This is a genomic window from Sorangium sp. So ce204, from assembly GCF_051526795.1.
GTDB classification, from domain to species: Bacteria; Myxococcota_A; Polyangia; order Polyangiales; family Polyangiaceae; genus Sorangium; species Sorangium cellulosum_B.
Genome location: NZ_CP150317.1, coordinates 10631694 through 10648533, shown reverse-complemented (window position 1 = coordinate 10648533; position 16840 = coordinate 10631694). Strand labels below are relative to the sequence as shown.

General features: G+C 71.1%; 11 protein-coding genes. 6 read left to right on the top strand and 5 right to left on the bottom strand.

Going from position 1 to position 16840, the window contains the following annotated elements; all coding sequences use genetic code 11:
* Nucleotides 1-1257, top strand: coding sequence for a DUF2062 domain-containing protein (locus WMF22_RS40005; RefSeq protein ID WP_438033135.1), 1257 nt, complete (start codon nucleotides 1-3; stop codon nucleotides 1255-1257).
* A 1238-nt stretch (nucleotides 1258-2495) separates the two neighbouring features.
* Here WMF22_RS40005 and WMF22_RS40000 read toward each other — a convergent pair.
* Both WMF22_RS40000 and WMF22_RS39995 read right to left on the bottom strand, forming a co-directional pair.
* Nucleotides 2496-2948 (bottom strand): hypothetical protein, encoded by a 453-nt coding sequence (locus WMF22_RS40000; RefSeq protein ID WP_012240008.1) that lies wholly within the window; start codon nucleotides 2946-2948, stop codon nucleotides 2496-2498.
* 531 nt (nucleotides 2949-3479) lie between these two features.
* The gene (locus WMF22_RS39995; protein WP_437295200.1) at nucleotides 3480-3611 is read right to left on the bottom strand and encodes a hypothetical protein; all 132 of its coding nucleotides are present in this window, start codon (nucleotides 3609-3611) and stop codon (nucleotides 3480-3482) included.
* A 1444-nt stretch (nucleotides 3612-5055) separates the two neighbouring features.
* Here WMF22_RS39995 and uvrC point away from each other — a divergent pair.
* The 3 genes from uvrC (at nucleotide 5056) to WMF22_RS39980 (ending at nucleotide 10767) form a co-directional block, all read left to right on the top strand.
* On the top strand, nucleotides 5056-7284 hold the full coding sequence (uvrC, locus tag WMF22_RS39990; RefSeq protein WP_437295199.1) for an excinuclease ABC subunit UvrC: 2229 nt from the start codon (nucleotides 5056-5058) through the stop codon (nucleotides 7282-7284).
* A gap of 281 nt (nucleotides 7285-7565) precedes the next feature.
* Nucleotides 7566-8912: a protein kinase domain-containing protein gene (locus WMF22_RS39985; RefSeq protein ID WP_438033134.1), complete on the top strand. Its 1347-nt coding sequence runs from the start codon at nucleotides 7566-7568 to the stop codon at nucleotides 8910-8912.
* Between the two features lie 64 nt (nucleotides 8913-8976).
* A complete protein-coding gene (locus tag WMF22_RS39980; RefSeq protein WP_438033133.1) occupies nucleotides 8977-10767 on the top strand; it encodes a VanW family protein in 1791 nt (596 codons plus the stop codon).
* 96 nt (nucleotides 10768-10863) lie between these two features.
* On the opposite strand, the gene WMF22_RS39975 is transcribed toward WMF22_RS39980, so the two are convergent.
* Nucleotides 10864-11892, bottom strand: coding sequence for a tryptophan--tRNA ligase (locus WMF22_RS39975; protein WP_437295196.1), 1029 nt, complete (start codon nucleotides 11890-11892; stop codon nucleotides 10864-10866).
* A gap of 331 nt (nucleotides 11893-12223) precedes the next feature.
* Between WMF22_RS39975 and coaBC the strand changes: the two genes are divergently transcribed.
* Nucleotides 12224-13564, top strand: coding sequence for a bifunctional phosphopantothenoylcysteine decarboxylase/phosphopantothenate--cysteine ligase CoaBC (gene coaBC, locus WMF22_RS39970; protein WP_438033132.1), 1341 nt, complete (start codon nucleotides 12224-12226; stop codon nucleotides 13562-13564).
* Entirely contained in the window at nucleotides 13561-14364 is an 804-nt protein-coding gene (locus tag WMF22_RS39965) for a CPBP family intramembrane glutamic endopeptidase (RefSeq protein ID WP_437295194.1), read from the top strand. The genes coaBC and WMF22_RS39965 overlap by 4 nt, the downstream gene beginning before the upstream one ends.
* A 22-nt stretch (nucleotides 14365-14386) precedes the next feature.
* Here the strand turns inward: WMF22_RS39965 and WMF22_RS39960 are convergent, their stop codons facing one another.
* Nucleotides 14387-15136, bottom strand: coding sequence for a YebC/PmpR family DNA-binding transcriptional regulator (locus tag WMF22_RS39960; protein WP_437295193.1), 750 nt, complete (start codon nucleotides 15134-15136; stop codon nucleotides 14387-14389).
* Nucleotides 15137-15575: 439 nt separating this feature from the next.
* The gene (locus WMF22_RS39955) at nucleotides 15576-16790 is read right to left on the bottom strand and encodes an ammonium transporter (protein ID WP_437295192.1); all 1215 of its coding nucleotides are present in this window, start codon (nucleotides 16788-16790) and stop codon (nucleotides 15576-15578) included.
* Between the last annotated feature and the right edge of the window lie 50 nt (nucleotides 16791-16840).

Sequence of the window (16840 nt, the reverse complement as noted above, 5' to 3'; positions counted from 1 at the left end):
TTGGCGAAATACTCTCTCCTCCGAGAGGAGGCGCGCCGCGCGTGGCGTGAGCTCCGTGGCAGCGAGCTGTCCGCCGGCCGGACCGCCGTGGCGGTCGCGATCGGCCTGTTCATCGGGTCGCAGCCGATCTTCGGCTGCCACACGCCGCTCGTGCTCCTCCTCTGCCTGTGGTTCCGTCTGGATGCAGCGATTGCCTGGGTCGCTGCGAACATCTCCAACCCCTTGTTCGCGCCAGCGCTCCTCACGGCCGAGGTCCAGGTCGGAGCGTACCTCCGCACGGGTCGCTGGCTGCGCCTCTACGAAAAGATGAGCTGGGCGCAAGCGCTTTCGGACTTCCCCGAGTACATGTTCCTCGGCGCCCCGGTGGTCGGGCTCGCGCTCGCGGCGCTCGGCGGCGGCTTGATCTTCGTCCTCGTCACGCTGAAGCGGCGCCGCGCTCCCTCGCAGCAGAGCAGCAGGATGGAGCCGTATCGGCTCCCCGGCGATGCGCCGCCCTGGGTCCACGCGGTCGAGCGCGTCGCCGGGAGGTACAGCCCGCCTGAGGGCGCCACGCCGGCGCAGCGTACCCGCTTTCACTATGTCCGCTTCAAGCTGCTCGGCGACCCCATCGCCCGGTTGATTGCCGACATCGCAGGCGACCGCCCCGGCGCGCTCGGGGAGGTCCTCGATATCGGGACCGGGGCTGGCCAGCTGCCGATTCTCCTGCTCGAGCTGGGGAGGGCCGAGCGCACGCGTGGGTTCGACTGGGACCGAGCCAAGATAGAGGACGCCCGGCGCGCGGCCGGCGAGGGCTCCGGCGCATCTCTCCCGCGCTCGTCCGAGTCGTCCGGCCCGCCCGGCCCGCAGCGCGCGGCCCACGCCCGCCCTCCGCTGGACGCCGAGTTCTGGTGCGCAGATGCGCGCGAGGCCGAGCTCGGAACTGCGGACACCGTGCTGCTCATCGACCTGCTCCACTACTTCCGCGTGGAAGAGCAGGACGCGATCCTGCGGCGCGCGGCGGCCGCGGTTCGTCCGGGCGGGCGCCTGCTCGTCCGCGAGGCGGACACCGAGCGCGGCTTGAGGAGCTCGATCACGCTCCTTGAGGAGCGTGTCTTCACCGCGCTTCGATTCAACCGGGGCGAGCGTGTGCGCTTCCGTCCCGCCCGAGAGATCGCGGCGCTCCTCGAGCAGCTCGGCTTCTCCTGCGAGACGGTGCCCGCCTGGGGGAAAACGCCCTTCTCGAATGTCCTCATCGTCGGGAGCCGAGCCCAGCGCTGAGCCCGAGTCGCCCTTCCCCGCGAGCTCTCATCTCCCGCCGCCGTCACCGTGCCCCCAGCGTCAGCGGTCGTTGCCGGGGTGTCCGGTCCGGCGTGCGGCCTCTTGTGCATCGCCCAGTTGCTCGAACACCGCGGATGGTTAGAACCTGTCCAGCAGGTTGAGGCGTCGCTCTCGCGGCTCCTTTCGGTGGACGAGCCGCGCTATCGGGTGGAGCGATTGCCCTGATGGCACAGACCATGCTTGTCCCATGGGCCTGGCGAAGGAGCCCTGCTGCCCATGTCCCTTCCTGTTCGCCAGAGGTCGATAGGCCTCCGGTGGCTCCCCCTTGCCAGGCGTCAGGCTCGCCCACGTTGCAAGCCCGCGATATCCGCCTGGGGCGTCCTGTCCAGGTGTCCGTGAAGGTGCGTTGAGCTCCGGGCCGGCCAGGTCCAGCGCGGCTCCGAGGGCGCCGCGTCATCGTCGAGAAGGGCGCCGGATGGGCGGAGCGGGTCGGGCGTTCACAGCAACGAGGCTTGCGCGGCGCCGATCGTGCTCTGCCATGTCGGCAGTTCCGGCCACGCTCACGGCTCCACGCAGCGAGCACCGCCCGGCGGGAGTCCGGCCCCGGATGACCGGACTCCTGCGCCGCGTCGCGCCGGTGACCCTCCCTTTCGTGTCCTTGGAGCTCCGCCCCGGCTCACGCCCCAGCGTCCGTTTCGAGGCCGCGTCAGCGCCGCGTGACAGAGACCCGAGGCGATCGCGGATGCACGAAACTAGATGTGGTGGTCCTTCGATGATGCCCCACGATATGTTGGGGCTCAGGGGGTCATGACGTGGTGGTCTCTCCCGATCCGACGTCGACAAGAGCACGGGCATGGCGGCTCGGTAACCCGGCGTCCTGGGCACCAGAGCGGACATGTGTGCACAGACGCGATCGCGGAGCGGCGCCGCCTGCGTCGTGTCACAAGGCGGCTCCGCTCAGCAGCGGTCGGGCGGCAGTTGACGCGCCTCACGCGCGGATTTCGCCGTCGTCCTACGGGTCGTCCTACGAGGAGACGACATGGCTTGGCGGGACTTCCTGAGGGGCATCCAGCGGCGTGTACGCCTGCGGAGCTTGCTCCGCGCCGAGGTGCGACGTCTCCGCGCCTGCCGGGACAGCTCCCGGCTCGCCGCGATTTCCCCTGCTGGGCTTGCGGGAAGGCGGGACGTCGACCTCGGTCGGTCTGGCCCGACCCCTCTGGAGAGCGTCGATGCCGGCTTCAGCGGGAAAAGTACTTGGTAGCCCGCTTCTCTCCTTTCGACGTGATCTTCTTCTCGACGAGCAGCTTCCGAATCGGGAGGGTCAGCTCCTTCGTGGTGGTGCCCAGATCCTTGGCGATCTGCTCGACGCCCTGGCCGCTGTTGCTCCGGATGTGCTCCAGGACCTTCTGCGTCATGGCGGCGAGCTCTTCCTTCGAGCGCTTCTCGCCCTTCTTGCGGGTGGGCTTCGCAGCGCGAGCGGGGCGACCGACCGCCTTCTTGACCTCCGCAGGCTGCTGGGGAGCGGCCTTGGCCCGACCCGCCTTGCGCGGCGCGGCGGCCGCAGCGGCCGGCTGGCCCTCGCCTCGCAGGGCGTTGGCGACGGCCTCGAGAGCCGCTTTGCGGACAAGTCCGCTCAGCTGAGAGACGAATGCATCAACGTGGCTTTTGATCTCGGTTTCGACGTTGTTCATTGGATCTCGCGTCCCATGAATAGCTAGAGTTGTCAACTGCTGAACAGCACCTTGCTTGAAAATAATTCGAGAGGTGTCCCCCTCTCCCCTCAACGCGCGTCAAGAACCCGCGCTCGCCACCTCCCCGTCGGTCATCGGGTGCTGGGGGCGACCGGTCGAGCCGGACTCCAGCCACCTCGTCTCCCTGCCGACGTCGCGCGACGTCGCGCCGCGAAGCCAGGCTCCGCCCCAACCCAAGAGGGTGCGATGGACAGCGCCGTGCTCCTCTCTGCACCGCGCTCCCGCTTTGGATGCCGCGGCGCGCGTGCCGTGGGCAGCCCCGTAACCGAGGGGAGCCAGCGACATTCCCATGAAGATCTGCTTTCCTGTGCTCCGGACACACGCGCCCCACCGCGCAGCGGCCGAAGCGGGCGCCTGACCGAGGGACCGTGGAGGAGCCCGACCCCCCGGGTGGAGCGCCCGCGACGAGGAAAGGTGTCATGGCCGAGGTCGCCGTTCCAGGCGACCCCGGTGAGCTGGAGCGGCAGCCTTTCACTTCTGCACTCCACCCTGCTCCGGCGGCGTAACCGTATGCCCGAGCTCTCGTCTCCCGACCGAGCCGCTCTCCGCGATCGACCGCAACGTGTCGGCCGCCGAGCCGCCCTCCGGCGGTGTCGACGTCATGAGGGCTACCCCACCCACCTGCCAGGACATCCCCCTGGCTGATCGGCGCGGCGGCCCGACGCGGTTGCTCCCACCCACGTTGCAGCCCCCAGGCCATGTCGCCTCCGGTCTGGCTGCGTCTTTTTGCGGCTGTGCTGGAGCTGCCCAGCCTCCGGCCGAGTCCCCCAAACCGCTCGCCGTGCCCGAGCTCCGACGGCCGCCCCGGCAAGCCGGAAGTCGCCCTGCGGGAGGCCACGAGGCCGCCGCTCCTGCTCAGCCGCTCATCCTGATTCAGGGGGTGACACTCGTGCTGGGCACCAGGGTGACGCTCGCCCGCGGCTCGCCCCCGTGCGAGGGGGCAAAGCTCACCGTCGCCGCCGAGGGCGACATCGATCCCCCGAGCGGGGCGGCGGTGATGGACGCTGGTGGACAGTTCGTCACTCCTCGGCTGTTCGACGCGCACTCCCACCTCGGGGGCCGCCCGACACCAGGCGCGGCGGCGCACCTGGACGGCAGCGAACGGGAACCAGACACGGGGCCGGTGGCGCCGCAGGCTCAGTTCGCCGATGCCTTCTGGCCCCAGGACCCGGGTATCGAACGGGCAGTCGCTGGTGGTGTTACGACCATACAAGTCCTTTCGGGTTCAGGCAACCTGATTAGAGGGTGCGCGGTAACGATGGAGCTCCGACCGGGCATCGGTCCTCCCATCGGCCCTCCGAGCTTGCTCCGAGCTTCCTCCCAGGTTCCTCCCTGATTCCTGCCAGATGCTTCCCAGACGCTCGCCACCGTGGCGCCCGGCGGGCTGAAAGTGGCTTGCGGGGAGAGCCCGAAGCGCAGCTACGGCGGGGACAAGCGGGCACCGATGGCCGGTACGGGCAACCTCGCTCTCCAGCGGGCGACCTCTCTCAAGGCCAGGAAGCTCCAGACGGACTGGGCGCGATGGAGCGACCGGGAGTCGCGCCGGATTGCGACCGAGGCGAAGACGCCGTCGTCCGCCAGGCCACGAAGCAGGAGCGCTCGACACCCGAGACCTCCTCCCGCGAAGATCCTGCCGTCGAGCCTACTGCCTGCTCGAGGGCGTGTCTCGCGTCGACGTGGGCGCGGCGCGCCATCACCGCAGTCGCCAGCGCCGCCTCGTACACGGGCGATCGCGCGACGCTGACGGCGGCGCACCGTGATCGGGTGGCCTCACGAGAGCCGCGCGTCGACGCGCGGCGCGCCCGGCTCTCGTGATCAGGGCGCTCGCGCGCGCTGCGCGGCTCTCGTGATCAGGGCGCTCGCCGCCCGACATCTCGACCTGGGCGTTCTGCCCCGTCGCGCCGAGGCGAGCGGCGCCGCGTCTCATGACGGCGTTTTTCTAGATGTAAAGGAGAACCGGCGCGGGCCGCGTCGGCCGCTCTCCACGGGAGCAGCCGTGATCGCGGCGCTTGCTGCCGGCGCGCGCGACTTCTAGATCGTTCCGGCCGTGGTCAACCCGAGCGCCAAGCAGGATCCCGAAGCCCTCCTCGCCGCCAAGCTCGCGTCGCTCCCGACGACGCCGGGCTGCTATCTGTTCATCGACAAGGCCGGCGCCGTCGTCTACGTCGGCAAGGCGAAGAGCCTGCGCTCGCGCGTCCGCAGCTACTTTCAGGAGAGCGGGAGCGACGCCAGGTACTTCATCCCGATACTCCGGAAGATCGTGGCCGATCTGGAGACGGTGGTGACCGCCACCGAGAAGGAGGCGGCCGTACTGGAGAACGAGCTCGTCAAGCAGCACAAGCCGCGGTTCAACGTCAAGCTGCGTGACGACAAGGACTTCCTTTGCCTCAAGCTCGACACGCAGAAGGCGTGGCCGATGCTCGAGACGGTCCGCCGTCCCGCCCCGGACAAGGCGCGCTATTTCGGGCCCTACCACTCGGCGACGAGCGCGCGGCGGACGCTCCACCTGGTCAACAAGCACTTCCAGCTCCGCACCTGCTCCGATACCGAGATGGCGTCGCGCCGGCGCCCCTGCCTGCAGTACCAGATCAAGCGTTGCCTCGCGCCCTGCGTGATGGATGTCGACCGGGAGCTCTATACGGAGATGGTCCGCTCGGTCGCGCTCTTCCTCGAAGGGCGCCACGACGAGCTCACGGGGGAGCTCACCACGCGAATGCGGGACGCGTCGCGGGAGCTCGAGTTCGAGCGCGCCGCCATCTACCGCGATCAGCTCCGGGCGGTCGAGGCCGTGCGCGAGGCCCAGCGCGTCGTCTACGTGAAGGACGTCGATCAAGACGTGGTGGGCATCTACCGCGAGGGGACGCTCGTGGAGGTCGAAGTGATCTTGGTGCGGAGGGGGCGCGTGACAGACACGCTGTCCTTCTCGCTCCGCAACATGGAGCTGCCGGACGACGAGGTGCTCGGCGGCTTCTTGAACGAGTACTATGGCGTCGCGTCCACCACGATCCCCGATGAGGTCCTCGTGCCGGTGTTGCCCGACGGCGCGGAGGGCGTCGCGGAGTGGCTCGGCGATCGGCGCGGCCGCAAGGTGGCGCTCTTCGTGCCTCAGCGCGGGCCCCGCGTCGATCTGCTCAAGATGGCGAGCGAGAACGCGGCTCACGCGTTCCGGGAGAAGCAGCGGAGCTCCGACGATCTCGAGGCCCGGCTCGAGGAGATCAGGGAGCGCCTTCGTCTCCCGACGCTCCCGCGTCGCATCGAGTGCTGCGACATCTCGCATCTCGGCGGCGGCGACACGGTGGGATCGATCGTGGCGCTCCTCGATGGTCAGCCGGACAAGAAGCGCTACCGCAGCTTCAACGTGAAGAGCGTGGCCGACGGCGACGACTACGCCGCGATGTACGAGGTGCTCTCACGGCGCTTCCGCCGCGGAAAGGCCGCCCGGCAGGCGAGCCCCGCGTCCACCGCAGACAGCGAGGCCGCGCTCGGCGCCGAAGGCGCGCCCGAGAGCGACGTGATGGAGGGCGTCACCGAGAGCGACATGATGGAGAGCGATCCGGCGGAGAGCGGCGCGCTCGAGAGTGATGCGACGGAGGGCGACCTGGCTGATGAGGAGATCGGCTCGGCAACAGCGAGCGACGCTCCGCCGGAGACGGAAGGGACGCCGGTGTCCGCGGCCGCGGAGCGAGAGAGCGCCGGCGCGGGGGGTGATGTGTCGAAGCGCGCCGAGGCCGGCGGAGGTGAGTGGGATCTTCCGGATCTGTTCGTCGTCGATGGTGGGCGCGGCCAGCTTCAGGTGGCGCTGTCGGCGGCGCGCGATCTCGGCCTGCACGGCCTCCCGATCGTCGGTCTGGCGAAGGAGCGGGAGACGCAGACCGGAGAGAAGCTCGTCGACCGCGTCTACCTGCCTGGCCAGAAGAACGGTATCCCGCTCCGATCCACGAGCTCCGCCCTCTTCTTCCTGGCGCGCGCGCGCGACGAGGCGCACCGCTTCGCAAACCACGCACGCAAGCGGCTCGGCAAGGCGCGGCGCCTCCGGTCCGAGATCGAGGACATCCCCGGGCTTGGCGGCGCGGTGAGGACGGCGCTCCTCCGGGAGCTCGGTTCCATGGAAGGAGTGCGTCGCGCGACCGACGCTCAGATCCTGGCGGTGACAGGGGTCACCAAGCGACACCTGTCAGCGCTGCGCAAGGTCATCCCGTCTCCCGAGTCCTCGCAGCACGACGCGCCGGCCGAGGACACCGGCGATCTCTCCAAGGCACGGGGGCTCACGCGCTGAGCGCGACCGGCCCGTTCCGCGATGGATCGGTGAAAGATCACGCTGCGACCTGAACGGCGTTCCGGGTTGAGCGCCAAGGCGTTCTCTGCGACGATCCGAACACCAGGCGCCCGGTCGCATTCCGGGCGCACGCGGTCATTTTTCGATCAAGAGCACCACCTGGCACACCGAGCGCTTCTTGCGGACCCGACGTAGCGGGCGGGCCGCGGCGGGCCGCGCTCGGCGGGCTCGATTCCCGGCGGGCGCTGCCTCGCTCCGGGGTTACGCGGCACGTGAGCACCATGGGAGAAGTACGCGCTGGCCACACGCTCGGTCGCTATGAGCTCCTCGTCCCCATCGCGCTCGGGGGCATGGCCTCGGTGTGGGCCGCTCGAACGGGCGGCCAGCTCCCCAGGATCGTCGCCGTCAAGCTGCTGCGCGCCGAGCTGAGCGACGATCCCGACTTCGAGGCGATGTTCCTCGACGAGGCCACCCTGGTCTCGCAGATCCATCACCCGAACGTCGCGGAGACCATCGATGTGGGTGAGGAGGACGGCGTCCTCTACCAGGTGATGGAGCTCATCGACGGCGAGCCGCTCAACCTGGTTCTCCGCGAGAGCAAGGCGCGCGGCGGCCTGCCGCTCCCCTTCGCGCTCCGCATCGTGGCCGAGGCGGCCCTCGGCCTGCACGCCGCGCACGAGCTGCGCGGCGGCGACGGCAAGCCCGTTGGCCTCGTCCACCGCGACGTCTCGCCGCAAAACATCCTGGTCGGATACGACGGGTCGGTGAAGATCCTCGACTTCGGCGTCGCCAAGGCCGCCTCGAACCTGCAGCGAACCCAGGTCGGCCAGGTGAAGGGCAAGTACGCGTACATGTCGCCGGAGCAGGCGGGCAGCGAGCCCATCGATCGGCGCACCGACGTGTTCACGCTCGGGATCGTCTTCTATCAGCTCGTGACGGGCAAGCACCCCTTCCACGCCGAGAACGATCCTGCGACGGTGCGCCGCATCTGCGACAAGGCTGCAGCCGAGCCGCCGCGCACCCTCGTCCCGTCGCTCCCGGAGGACGTCGGGCGCATCATCATGAGGATGCTCGCGAAGCCGAGGGACGAGCGCTTCGCCACGATGGCCGAGCTGCGCCAGTCCATCGAGCAGCTGTCGCCAGCGACGCCCATCGCCACCTCGGATGAGCTCGGCGCGCTGATGCAGCAGATGCTCGGCCCGCGCGGCGAGCGGCGGCGCGCCGCGATCCAGGAGGCCATGCAGATCGCGCGCGAGCGCGCGCTCGACTCCGACTATCCGCAGTCACAGCAGAGCTCGCCGCAAGCCGCCGCTCAGCCCGGGCGCGCGGGCGCGGAGCGCGGCGCCGGCCCACCGCAGGGCGCTCGGCCGGCGCCGCAGACGCCGCCGACGTCCGACGAGGGCCGCGCGCGGCGCTGGCTCGTCCCCGCGACCGTCGGCCTCGTGGTCCTCGTGGTGCTCGCGGGCGCGCTCCTCCTGCGCTCCTCGCCGCACGGCGGCCCGGCGCGGCAGCGGGGCTCTCTGCTCGTGCCCGGGGCGGGCTCGATCAAGGAGCCGCTCCTCAGGGCGGCGCGCGCCGCGTCGAAGGCGCCGCGCGGCGGCTCCGATGTGACGCGGGCCGCACCGTAGCCGCGCCGCGCGCCCGCGTTCGCTTGACGGTTCGGGCAACGCTTTTCAAGATGGCCGCCCTCGCATGGATCTTCGCCGCTCGCCGGAGCTCTGGCGGTTCGCCGCGCTGGTGGCGATCTTCGTCACGAGCGGCCTGGCCATCACCTACCTCGTGCTGCCGCCCCCGCCGGACGACGGCCCCAGGCCCCCGCCGGTCCTCCGTGTGGCGCAGGTGCCGGTGCCGACGGGCGGCGACGTGGTGGCGAACGCGCTCGACCTCGTGCGCCGCTACGCCACCGGGGAGATCCGGATCGTGCTCCCCGACGGCTCCGCGCGCGCGCTCCGCCGCAACGATCTCGGCGTCGAGATCAACCGGGTCCGCCTCGCCGAGTTCGTGCGCGAGGCGCTCCGCCCCGAGAGCGCGCTCCGCCGCGCGCACGAGCGGGCCGGCGGTGGCGACAAGCGCGACGAGGACGCGCCGCTCGACATCCCGATCCCGCTCCTCCTCGACTCCGAGCGGGCGATCAGCAAGCTGCTCGACCTGAAGGTCGAGCTCGACGCGCCCGCGGTCGACGCGTACGTCGACCTCGAGGCGAAGCAGCTCAAGCCCGAGAAGATCGGGTATCGGCTGGACGTCTACGGCACGCTCGCGCGCATCGACGCCGCCCTCCGGGCGGGCGAGGACACCGCGCAGGCCAGCGTCGAGACGATCGCGCCGAAGCTCGTCGCCGAGCAGCTCGGCAACGTCAAGTTCGATCAGGTGCTCGGCTACTTCGAGACGCGCTACGCGACCGGCGCGAAGTCCAAGGAGAGGACGTACAACCTCAGGCTCGCCGCGTCCAAGCTCGACGGCGTGGTCGTCATGCCGGGCGAGATCTTCGACTTCAACGAGACGGTCGGCCCGCGCGACGAGGCGCACGGGTACCGCGTCGCTCCGGTCATCGCGCAGGGAGAGCTCGTCGACGGGCTCGGCGGCGGGACCTGCCAGATCTCGGGCACGCTCCACGGCGCCGCGTTCTTCGCGGGGCTCGAGATCGTCGAGCGCTACCCGCACTCCCGCCCGAGCTACTACATCAAGCTCGGCCTCGACGCGACCGTCGTCTACCCGACGATCAACTACCGCTTCAGGAACCCGTTCGACTTCCCGATCGTGCTCCACGAGACGGTGGCCGGCGGCGTCGTGCGCGCCGAGATCCTCGGGCCCTCGCGCAAGCTCACGGTCACGTACTTCCGTCGCATCGACGAGGTCGTCCCGTTCGAGGAGCTGGAGCGCCCGACGCCGAAGCTGCCCGAAGGGAAGCGGGCGCTCTCTCAGCGCGGCATCCCCGGCTTCAAGACGACGAGCTCGCGGGTCGTCCGCGACGGCGCCTACGCCGTGCGGGAGAAGTGGAGCGACAGCTACCCGCCGACCGCGCAGATCGTCCATGTCGGGAGCGGCCCGCGCGACCCCGAGGCCAAGACGGCCGACGACAATCACCCCGAGTACGTGGCGGACGAGTACCTCGTCGTGACGCAGGGGCCGGACGTCCGCACGCCAGGCGTGACAGGCCCGGAGCCGGGCGGCGGCACCGTCGAGAGCCGCGAGCCCGGGCTCACGGGCGAGCGCGGCTGGACCGAGCGCGCGGGGTTCGGCACGTTCCGCGCGAAGGGGGAGGAGCGCGCCGAAGGGGAAGGCGGCCGCGCGCGCGGCGAGGACGCGCCGCCCGCAGAGGGGATCACCGTCGCGCACTCCCCGGGCGCGGCGGCGCCGGAAGCCCGTGGCCAGCGGGACCCCGCGGGGGACGAGGCGAAGAGCGGCAAGGGCAAGAAGCGACGCCAGAACCAGAACCAGAACCAGAACCAGAAGAAGAAGACGACGACGAGCGACGGCGGCTGAGCGGGCGGCCTCGAACGACGCCGGCGGCGGCTGCTCGGCGGCGCTCGCCGCGCGCTGGCCTCGGCGAGCTCCGCTCGTCCTCCGCCGCCGCGGCCTTCAGCGAGCGCCGATCGCCCGGCGCACCTCGTGGAGCGTCGGGCCCGCGAGCGCCCGCGCGCGCTGGGCGCCTTCCGAGAGCAGGGCGTCGACGCGGGCCGGGTCGGCCATGAGATCGGCGAAGCGGCGCCGCGGCTCCTCGAGCGCGCGGTTCAGGACCTCGAACACGGCCTCTTTCGCCTCGCCCCAGCCGATGCCGCTCTGGTAGCGGCCGCGGAGCGCCTCCGCCTCTTCGGGCGTGGCGAACTCCCGGTAGAGGTGGAAGAGCGGCGAGGTGTTCGGATCCTTCGGCTCGCTCGGGGGCGACGAGTCCGTCTTGTACTTGAAGATCGTCTTGCGCAGCTTCTCCGGCGGCAGGAAGAGCGCGATGGTGTTGTCGTAGCTCTTGCTCATCTTGCGGCCGTCGAGGCCCGGGATCACCGCCGTCTCCGCGCTGATGCGCGCCTCGGGCAGGACGAGGGTCGGGCCGTAGATCGCGTTGAAGCGCTGCGCGATATCGCGGGCGATCTCGATGTGCTGGACCTGGTCCTTGCCCACCGGCACGACATTCGTCTTGAACAGGAGGATGTCGGCCGCCATCAGCACCGGATAGCCGTAGAGGCCCATGTTGATCCCGGCGTCGAGGTCGTCGCTGTCCTCGGCGCCCGCGGCGCTCGACGCCCCGGCCCGGGACTCCATGTTCTTGGCGACAGCGGCCTTGTAGGCGTGGGCGCGGTTCATGAGCCCCTTCGCCGTGAAGCACGAGAGGATCCAGCTGAGCTCGAAGATCTCCGGAACGTCGGATTGCCTGTAGAAGATGACCTTCTCGGGATCGAGGCCGAGCGCGAGCCACGTCGCGGCGACCTCGTGGACCAGGCTCCGGAGCTTCTGCGCGTCGTGGATGACGTTGAGCGCGTGATAGTCCGCGACGAAGTAGAGCGCGTTCGACGCGGTCCCTGCGAGCGCGAGCGCCGGCTTGATCGCCCCGACGAAGTTGCCGAGGTGCGGCGTTCCGGTGGGCTTGATGCCGGTGAGGACGGTGCTTGCCATCGTTGTCGTGTTCCTCTGAGGGAGCTCATCCCATTACGCGCTCCTGGCGGGTGATGCCACTGCCACGCCCCAAAAATCAGCCGGGTTTCTTGCTGCGCGGGCGCGTTGGGGCGTGTCGGCGCGCGTGTCGGCGCGCGTGTCGGCGCGCGCGCGGTGGTACGCGCGTGCGCGCCTGCACGAGCTCTCTGCCCGCGGCGCGGCCCCGGATCCTCCGCCCGCGGCGCAGCGGGTACCGCGTCGTGGCCGTGTACGGTGTACGGTGTACGATTGGCGATTTTCGTGCCACGGTGGACGCCGGACCGACCCCACGACCCACGCTGGCACCTGCGCCATGTCTGGCCGAACGCCGTCATCTCCCGCACCTCGCCCCGAGGTCTCCGCCCCGCCGCCCGCTGGCCAAGCCCCCGAAGGCGCGCGGCCGACCGTCGCGCTCGCCGTCTCGGGCAGCATCGCCGCGTACAAGGCCGCCGAGGTGGCCCGGCTGTTGATCCAGGGCGGCGCGCGCGTGCTCCCGATCATGACGCGCGCGGCGCAGCAGTTCCTCGGGCCCATGACGCTGAGCGGGCTCTGCGGCGAGCCGGTGCGCGACACCATGTGGGATCCCGGCTTCGCGGGCGAGCTGCACGTCGCGCTCGCCGCCGAGGCCGATCTCGTGCTGCTCGCGCCCGCGACCGCCGACGTGATCGCCCGCCTCGCCGCGGGGCGCGCCGACGACCTCGTGACGGCGCTCGCCCTGTGCGCGCGGGGGCCGGTGCTCGCCGCGCCGGCGATGCACCCCCGCATGTGGGCTCACCCCGCGACGGCGCGGAACGTCGCCACGCTCGAGGCCGACGGGCGCGTGCAGCTCGTCGGCCCGGTCTTCGGCGAGGTCGCCTCGGGCGAGCGCGGCCTCGGGCGCATGGCCGAGCCGGCGGCGATCGCGGCCGCGGCGTTCTCGCGGCTCGCCCCGCGCGACCTCGCGGGCCTCCGCGTCGTCGTCACGGCGGGTCCCACGCTCGAGGACCTCGATCCCGTGCGCTTCCTCGGCAACCGCTCGACCGGCAAGATGGGCTTCGCCGTGGCGGAGCGGGCCGCGGCGCGGGGCGCGCAGGTCACGCTCATCGCCGGCCCCGTGTCGCTCTCCACGCCGCCGGGCGCGCGCCGGGTCGACGTGCGCGGCGCGCTCTCGATGCGCGGCGCGCTCTGGCAGGCGCTCGGCGAGGACCTGCGCGGCGCCGACGCGCTCATCATGACGGCCGCCGTGTCCGACTACCGCCCGGCCGAGCAGCACGCGACCAAGCTGAAGCGGACGCCCGACCTCGCGTCGCTCCCGCTCGTGCCGAACCCTGATTTGCTCGCGGAGATCGGCGCGGCGCGCGGCGGGCCAGCGGACGCTGCCGGCGCCGGCGGAGCGCGCTCGCCGGTGCTCGTCGGGTTCGCGGTCGAGACCGCCACGGACGAGGGGGTCATCGCCTATGCGCGGCACAAGCTCGCCAGCAAGCGCGTCGACATGATCGTCGCCAACCACGCGGCGGACTCGTTCGGCCGGGACGACAACCGCGCCACGATCGTGACCCGCGACGCCGCCGACGCGCTCGGCGTGTTGCCCAAGCCGGCGCTCGCGGACCGCATCCTCGACCGGGTGTTGCAATTGTGTCGGACGAGTCGGACGGGTCAGGCGAGCGCGCGATGAGCCCGGGCGAAGACCGCGCCGCGGCCCCTTCCGCCGCGGCTCCTCCGGCTGCCTCTGGCTCGACCGCCCCGGCCTCGTCGCGCGATCCGCGGGCGATCGATCCGCGCGAGCCGCCGCGCTCATCGCGCCGCGAGGCCGCGCTCATCGCCGCGTCCGTCACCGCCTGTGTCGCGCTCGCCGTCTCGTTCGCGTTCGATCCTGGTCGCGCGGGCGCGCCTGCCATGCTCGCGGCGCTCGGCGCGCTCTACGCCGTCCTCGCGGCGATCACCGTGATGTGGCTCCGCCGGCGCGGCGAGCTCCGCGCCGCGCTCCGCCCCCTGTCCGGCGATCTCGCGCGCGGCGCGCTGGTCGCGGCGGGGCTCTACGGGCTCGCCATGGCGGTGCAGCTGCTGCTCGCCCCGCGGGGCTCGCCGCGCGAGGCGTGGGTCCTTCGCCTGTACCTCCAGCTCGGCGACCCCTCGGCCGACGCGCGCGTGTTCGTCGGCGCGCTCGTCTTCGTCATCGCCGCGCTGGAGGAGATCGTCTGGCGCGGGCTCGTCCTGCGCGCCCTGGAGGGGCCGCTCGGCCGGGGCGCCGCGTGGCTGCTGTCGAGCGCGCTGTTCGCCGCCGCGCACGCCCCCACGCTCTTCCTGCTCGGTGATCCGGTGGCCGGGCCGAACCCGCTGCTCGTCGCGGCGGGCTTCGGCTGCTCGATCGTGTGGGGTCGCGTTGTGCACCGGACCGGGCGCCTGGCGCCGGCGGTCTTCGCCCACGCGTTCTTCTCGTGGGCGATCGTGAGCTTCCCGATCTGGCGGCCGTGACGGGCTCGCGCCTGCCGCGGGATCAGCCCTCGAGCTTCGCGAGCTCCTCGTCGGGGACGTCGAAGTCGGCGTAGACGTTCTGCACGTCGTCGTGGTCGTCGAGCGAGTCGACGAGGTTCAGGCAGACCTCGGCGTCGCGGCCCGCGACCTCTTTCTTGTTCTTGGGGACGTAGCCCGCGGAGTTCGACTTCACCGCGATCTTCGCGTCCTCGAGGGCCTTCACGACGGTGTCCATCACGTCGACGCTGGAGAGCACCTGCCACTCCTCTCCCTGGTCGCTGTAGTCGTCGGCGCCCGCGCCCACGGCGGTGTCCATCAGCTGATCCTCCGTCGCCGCGTCCTTCGCGAGGAGGATGATCCCCTTCCTCTCGAAGGCCCACTGCGCGGAGCCGCCGGCGCCGAGCTGCCCGTTGTTCTTCTCGAAGATCTTCCGGATCTCGGCGACGGTGCGGTTCCGGTTGTCGGTCATCGCCTCGCAGAGGAACAGCGTGCCGCCGGGCCCTGTCCCTTCGTAGAGGATCTCCTCGTAGTTCGCGCCCTCGATCTCGCCCGTGCCGCGCTGGATGGCGCGCTTGATCGTGTCGGCGGGCATCGCCTGGCCCTTGGCGTCGTTGATCGCCTTGCGGAGGCGCGGGTTGCCGTTCGGGTCTCCGCCGCCCATGCGCGAGGCGACGGTGATCTCCTTGATGAGCTTCGTGAAGAGCTTGCCGCGCTTCGCGTCGAGCGCGCCCTTCTTGCGCTTGATGGTGGCCCACTTCGAATGGCCGCTCATGCCTGTCTGCTCCGTGATGACGGGGCGCTCGCTCGCGGCGCGCGCCCAGGGGGAAGGTTCGGCGCAAGATGGAGCACCGTTCGGTTCGAGCATAGAAACCGTCAGGGCGCCGGGAGCGCCAGGAGATTGTCGAGCTCTCCCGGCGCTCTCGGCGCCTTTCGGTTCGAACCGTCCGTCGCTCTAGCGGTGCGCCCCGGGGGAGGCAACAGCGACGGCGCCCCGGCCGCACGTGGAAGGTGGGATCTTTTGAACCGCCAAGGCGCCAAGGACGCCAAGAAAAACATAAAAATCTTGGCGTCTTATGGCGCCTTGGCGGTCCATCGTGCCAGCAGGGCTGGGGAATTCCCCCACCACCCTCGCGTGCCCTCCCCACCGGGAGGACGAGCGCGGCGGGGAGCCCTCGCCGACCTGGGTCTGTGGCTGCTCCCCCTCTGTGTCGCTACAGCGCGTAGCCGGTCTCGCCGTGCTCGGTGGCGTCGAGGCCCTCGCGCTCGTCGCTCTCGGGCACGCGCAGGCCGATCAGCTTGTCGACCAGCTTGAGGAGCACGAAGGTCACGATCGCGGCGTACAGGCCGACGGCCACGATGCCGGCCAGCTGCGGGACCAGCTGCCCCGGGTTGCCGGCGACCACGCCGTCGCGGCCGGCCTCGTTCAGGGCCTTCTCGGCGAAGACGCCGGTGAGGACCGCGCCGAGCAGGCCGCCCACGCCGTGGACGCCGAACGCGTCGAGCGAGTCGTCGTAGCGCAGGCGCTCCTTCGAGACGACCGCCGCGTAACACACGACGCCCGCGAGCAGGCCGATCACGACGGCGGCCCACGGCGCCACGAACCCGGCCGCGGGCGTGATCCCGACGAGCCCGGCCACGATGCCGGACGCCACGCCGAGCGCGGTCGGCTTGCCTCGCTGCGCCCACTCGACGAGGAGCCACGCCGCGCCGCCCGCCGCCGCCGCGAGGTGCGTGTCGAGCAGCGCCAGCGCGGCGAGCCCGCCCGACGTCAGCGCGCTGCCGGCGTTGAAGCCGAACCACCCGAACCACAGGATGCCCGTGCCCGTCAGGGTCATCGTCAGGTTGTGCGGCACGTGCCGCTCGTGCGGATATCCCGTGCGCTTGCCCAGCACGAGCGCACAGATCAGCGCCGAGACGCCCGCCGCGAGGTGAACCACGGTGCCGCCCGCGAAGTCGAGCGCGCCCATCTCGAAGAGCCAGCCCTTCTCCGCCCACACCCAGTGCGCCACCGGGTCATAGACGAGCGTGGACCAGAGCAGGATGAAGACCAGGTACGCCGAGAACCGCATCCGCTCGGCGAACGCCCCCGCGATGAGCGCGGGCGTGATCACCGCGAACATCATCTGGAACGCCGCGAACGCGATGTGCGGCACCGTGCCGCGCTCCACCGTCGCGATCCCGTGCAGACCGACAAAGTCGAACCCGCCGATGAGCCCACCGTGCGACGTCCCGAACGCGAGCGAGTACCCGATGGCCACCCACTGCACCGAGATCACCGCGAGCGCGGCGAACGAGTGCATGAGCGTCGCGAGCACGTTCTTGCGGCGCACCATGCCGCCGTAGAACAGGGCGAGGCCCGGCGTCATGAAAAGGACGAGGGCTGTCGATGCGAGGAGCCAGGCCGTATCCCCAGTGTCGATCTTCATGGCACGGGCGTAACGTGCCCAATGTTTCAACGAGGTTTCGTGGTCGCGGC

Coding starts and splice junctions, on each gene's coding strand:
- WMF22_RS39980 (WP_438033133.1), top strand. CDS start 8,977: ATGGATCTTCGCCGCTCGCCGGAGCTCTGGCGGTTCGCCGCGCTGGTG.
- WMF22_RS39960 (WP_437295193.1), bottom strand. CDS start 15,136: ATGAGCGGCCATTCGAAGTGGGCCACCATCAAGCGCAAGAAGGGCGCG.
- WMF22_RS39975 (WP_437295196.1), bottom strand. CDS start 11,892: ATGGCAAGCACCGTCCTCACCGGCATCAAGCCCACCGGAACGCCGCAC.
- WMF22_RS39955 (WP_437295192.1), bottom strand. CDS start 16,790: ATGAAGATCGACACTGGGGATACGGCCTGGCTCCTCGCATCGACAGCC.
- WMF22_RS40000 (WP_012240008.1), bottom strand. CDS start 2,948: ATGAACAACGTCGAAACCGAGATCAAAAGCCACGTTGATGCATTCGTC.
- WMF22_RS39965 (WP_437295194.1), top strand. CDS start 13,561: ATGAGCCCGGGCGAAGACCGCGCCGCGGCCCCTTCCGCCGCGGCTCCT.
- coaBC (WP_438033132.1), top strand. CDS start 12,224: ATGTCTGGCCGAACGCCGTCATCTCCCGCACCTCGCCCCGAGGTCTCC.
- WMF22_RS39985 (WP_438033134.1), top strand. CDS start 7,566: ATGGGAGAAGTACGCGCTGGCCACACGCTCGGTCGCTATGAGCTCCTC.
- WMF22_RS39995 (WP_437295200.1), bottom strand. CDS start 3,611: ATGACGTCGACACCGCCGGAGGGCGGCTCGGCGGCCGACACGTTGCGG.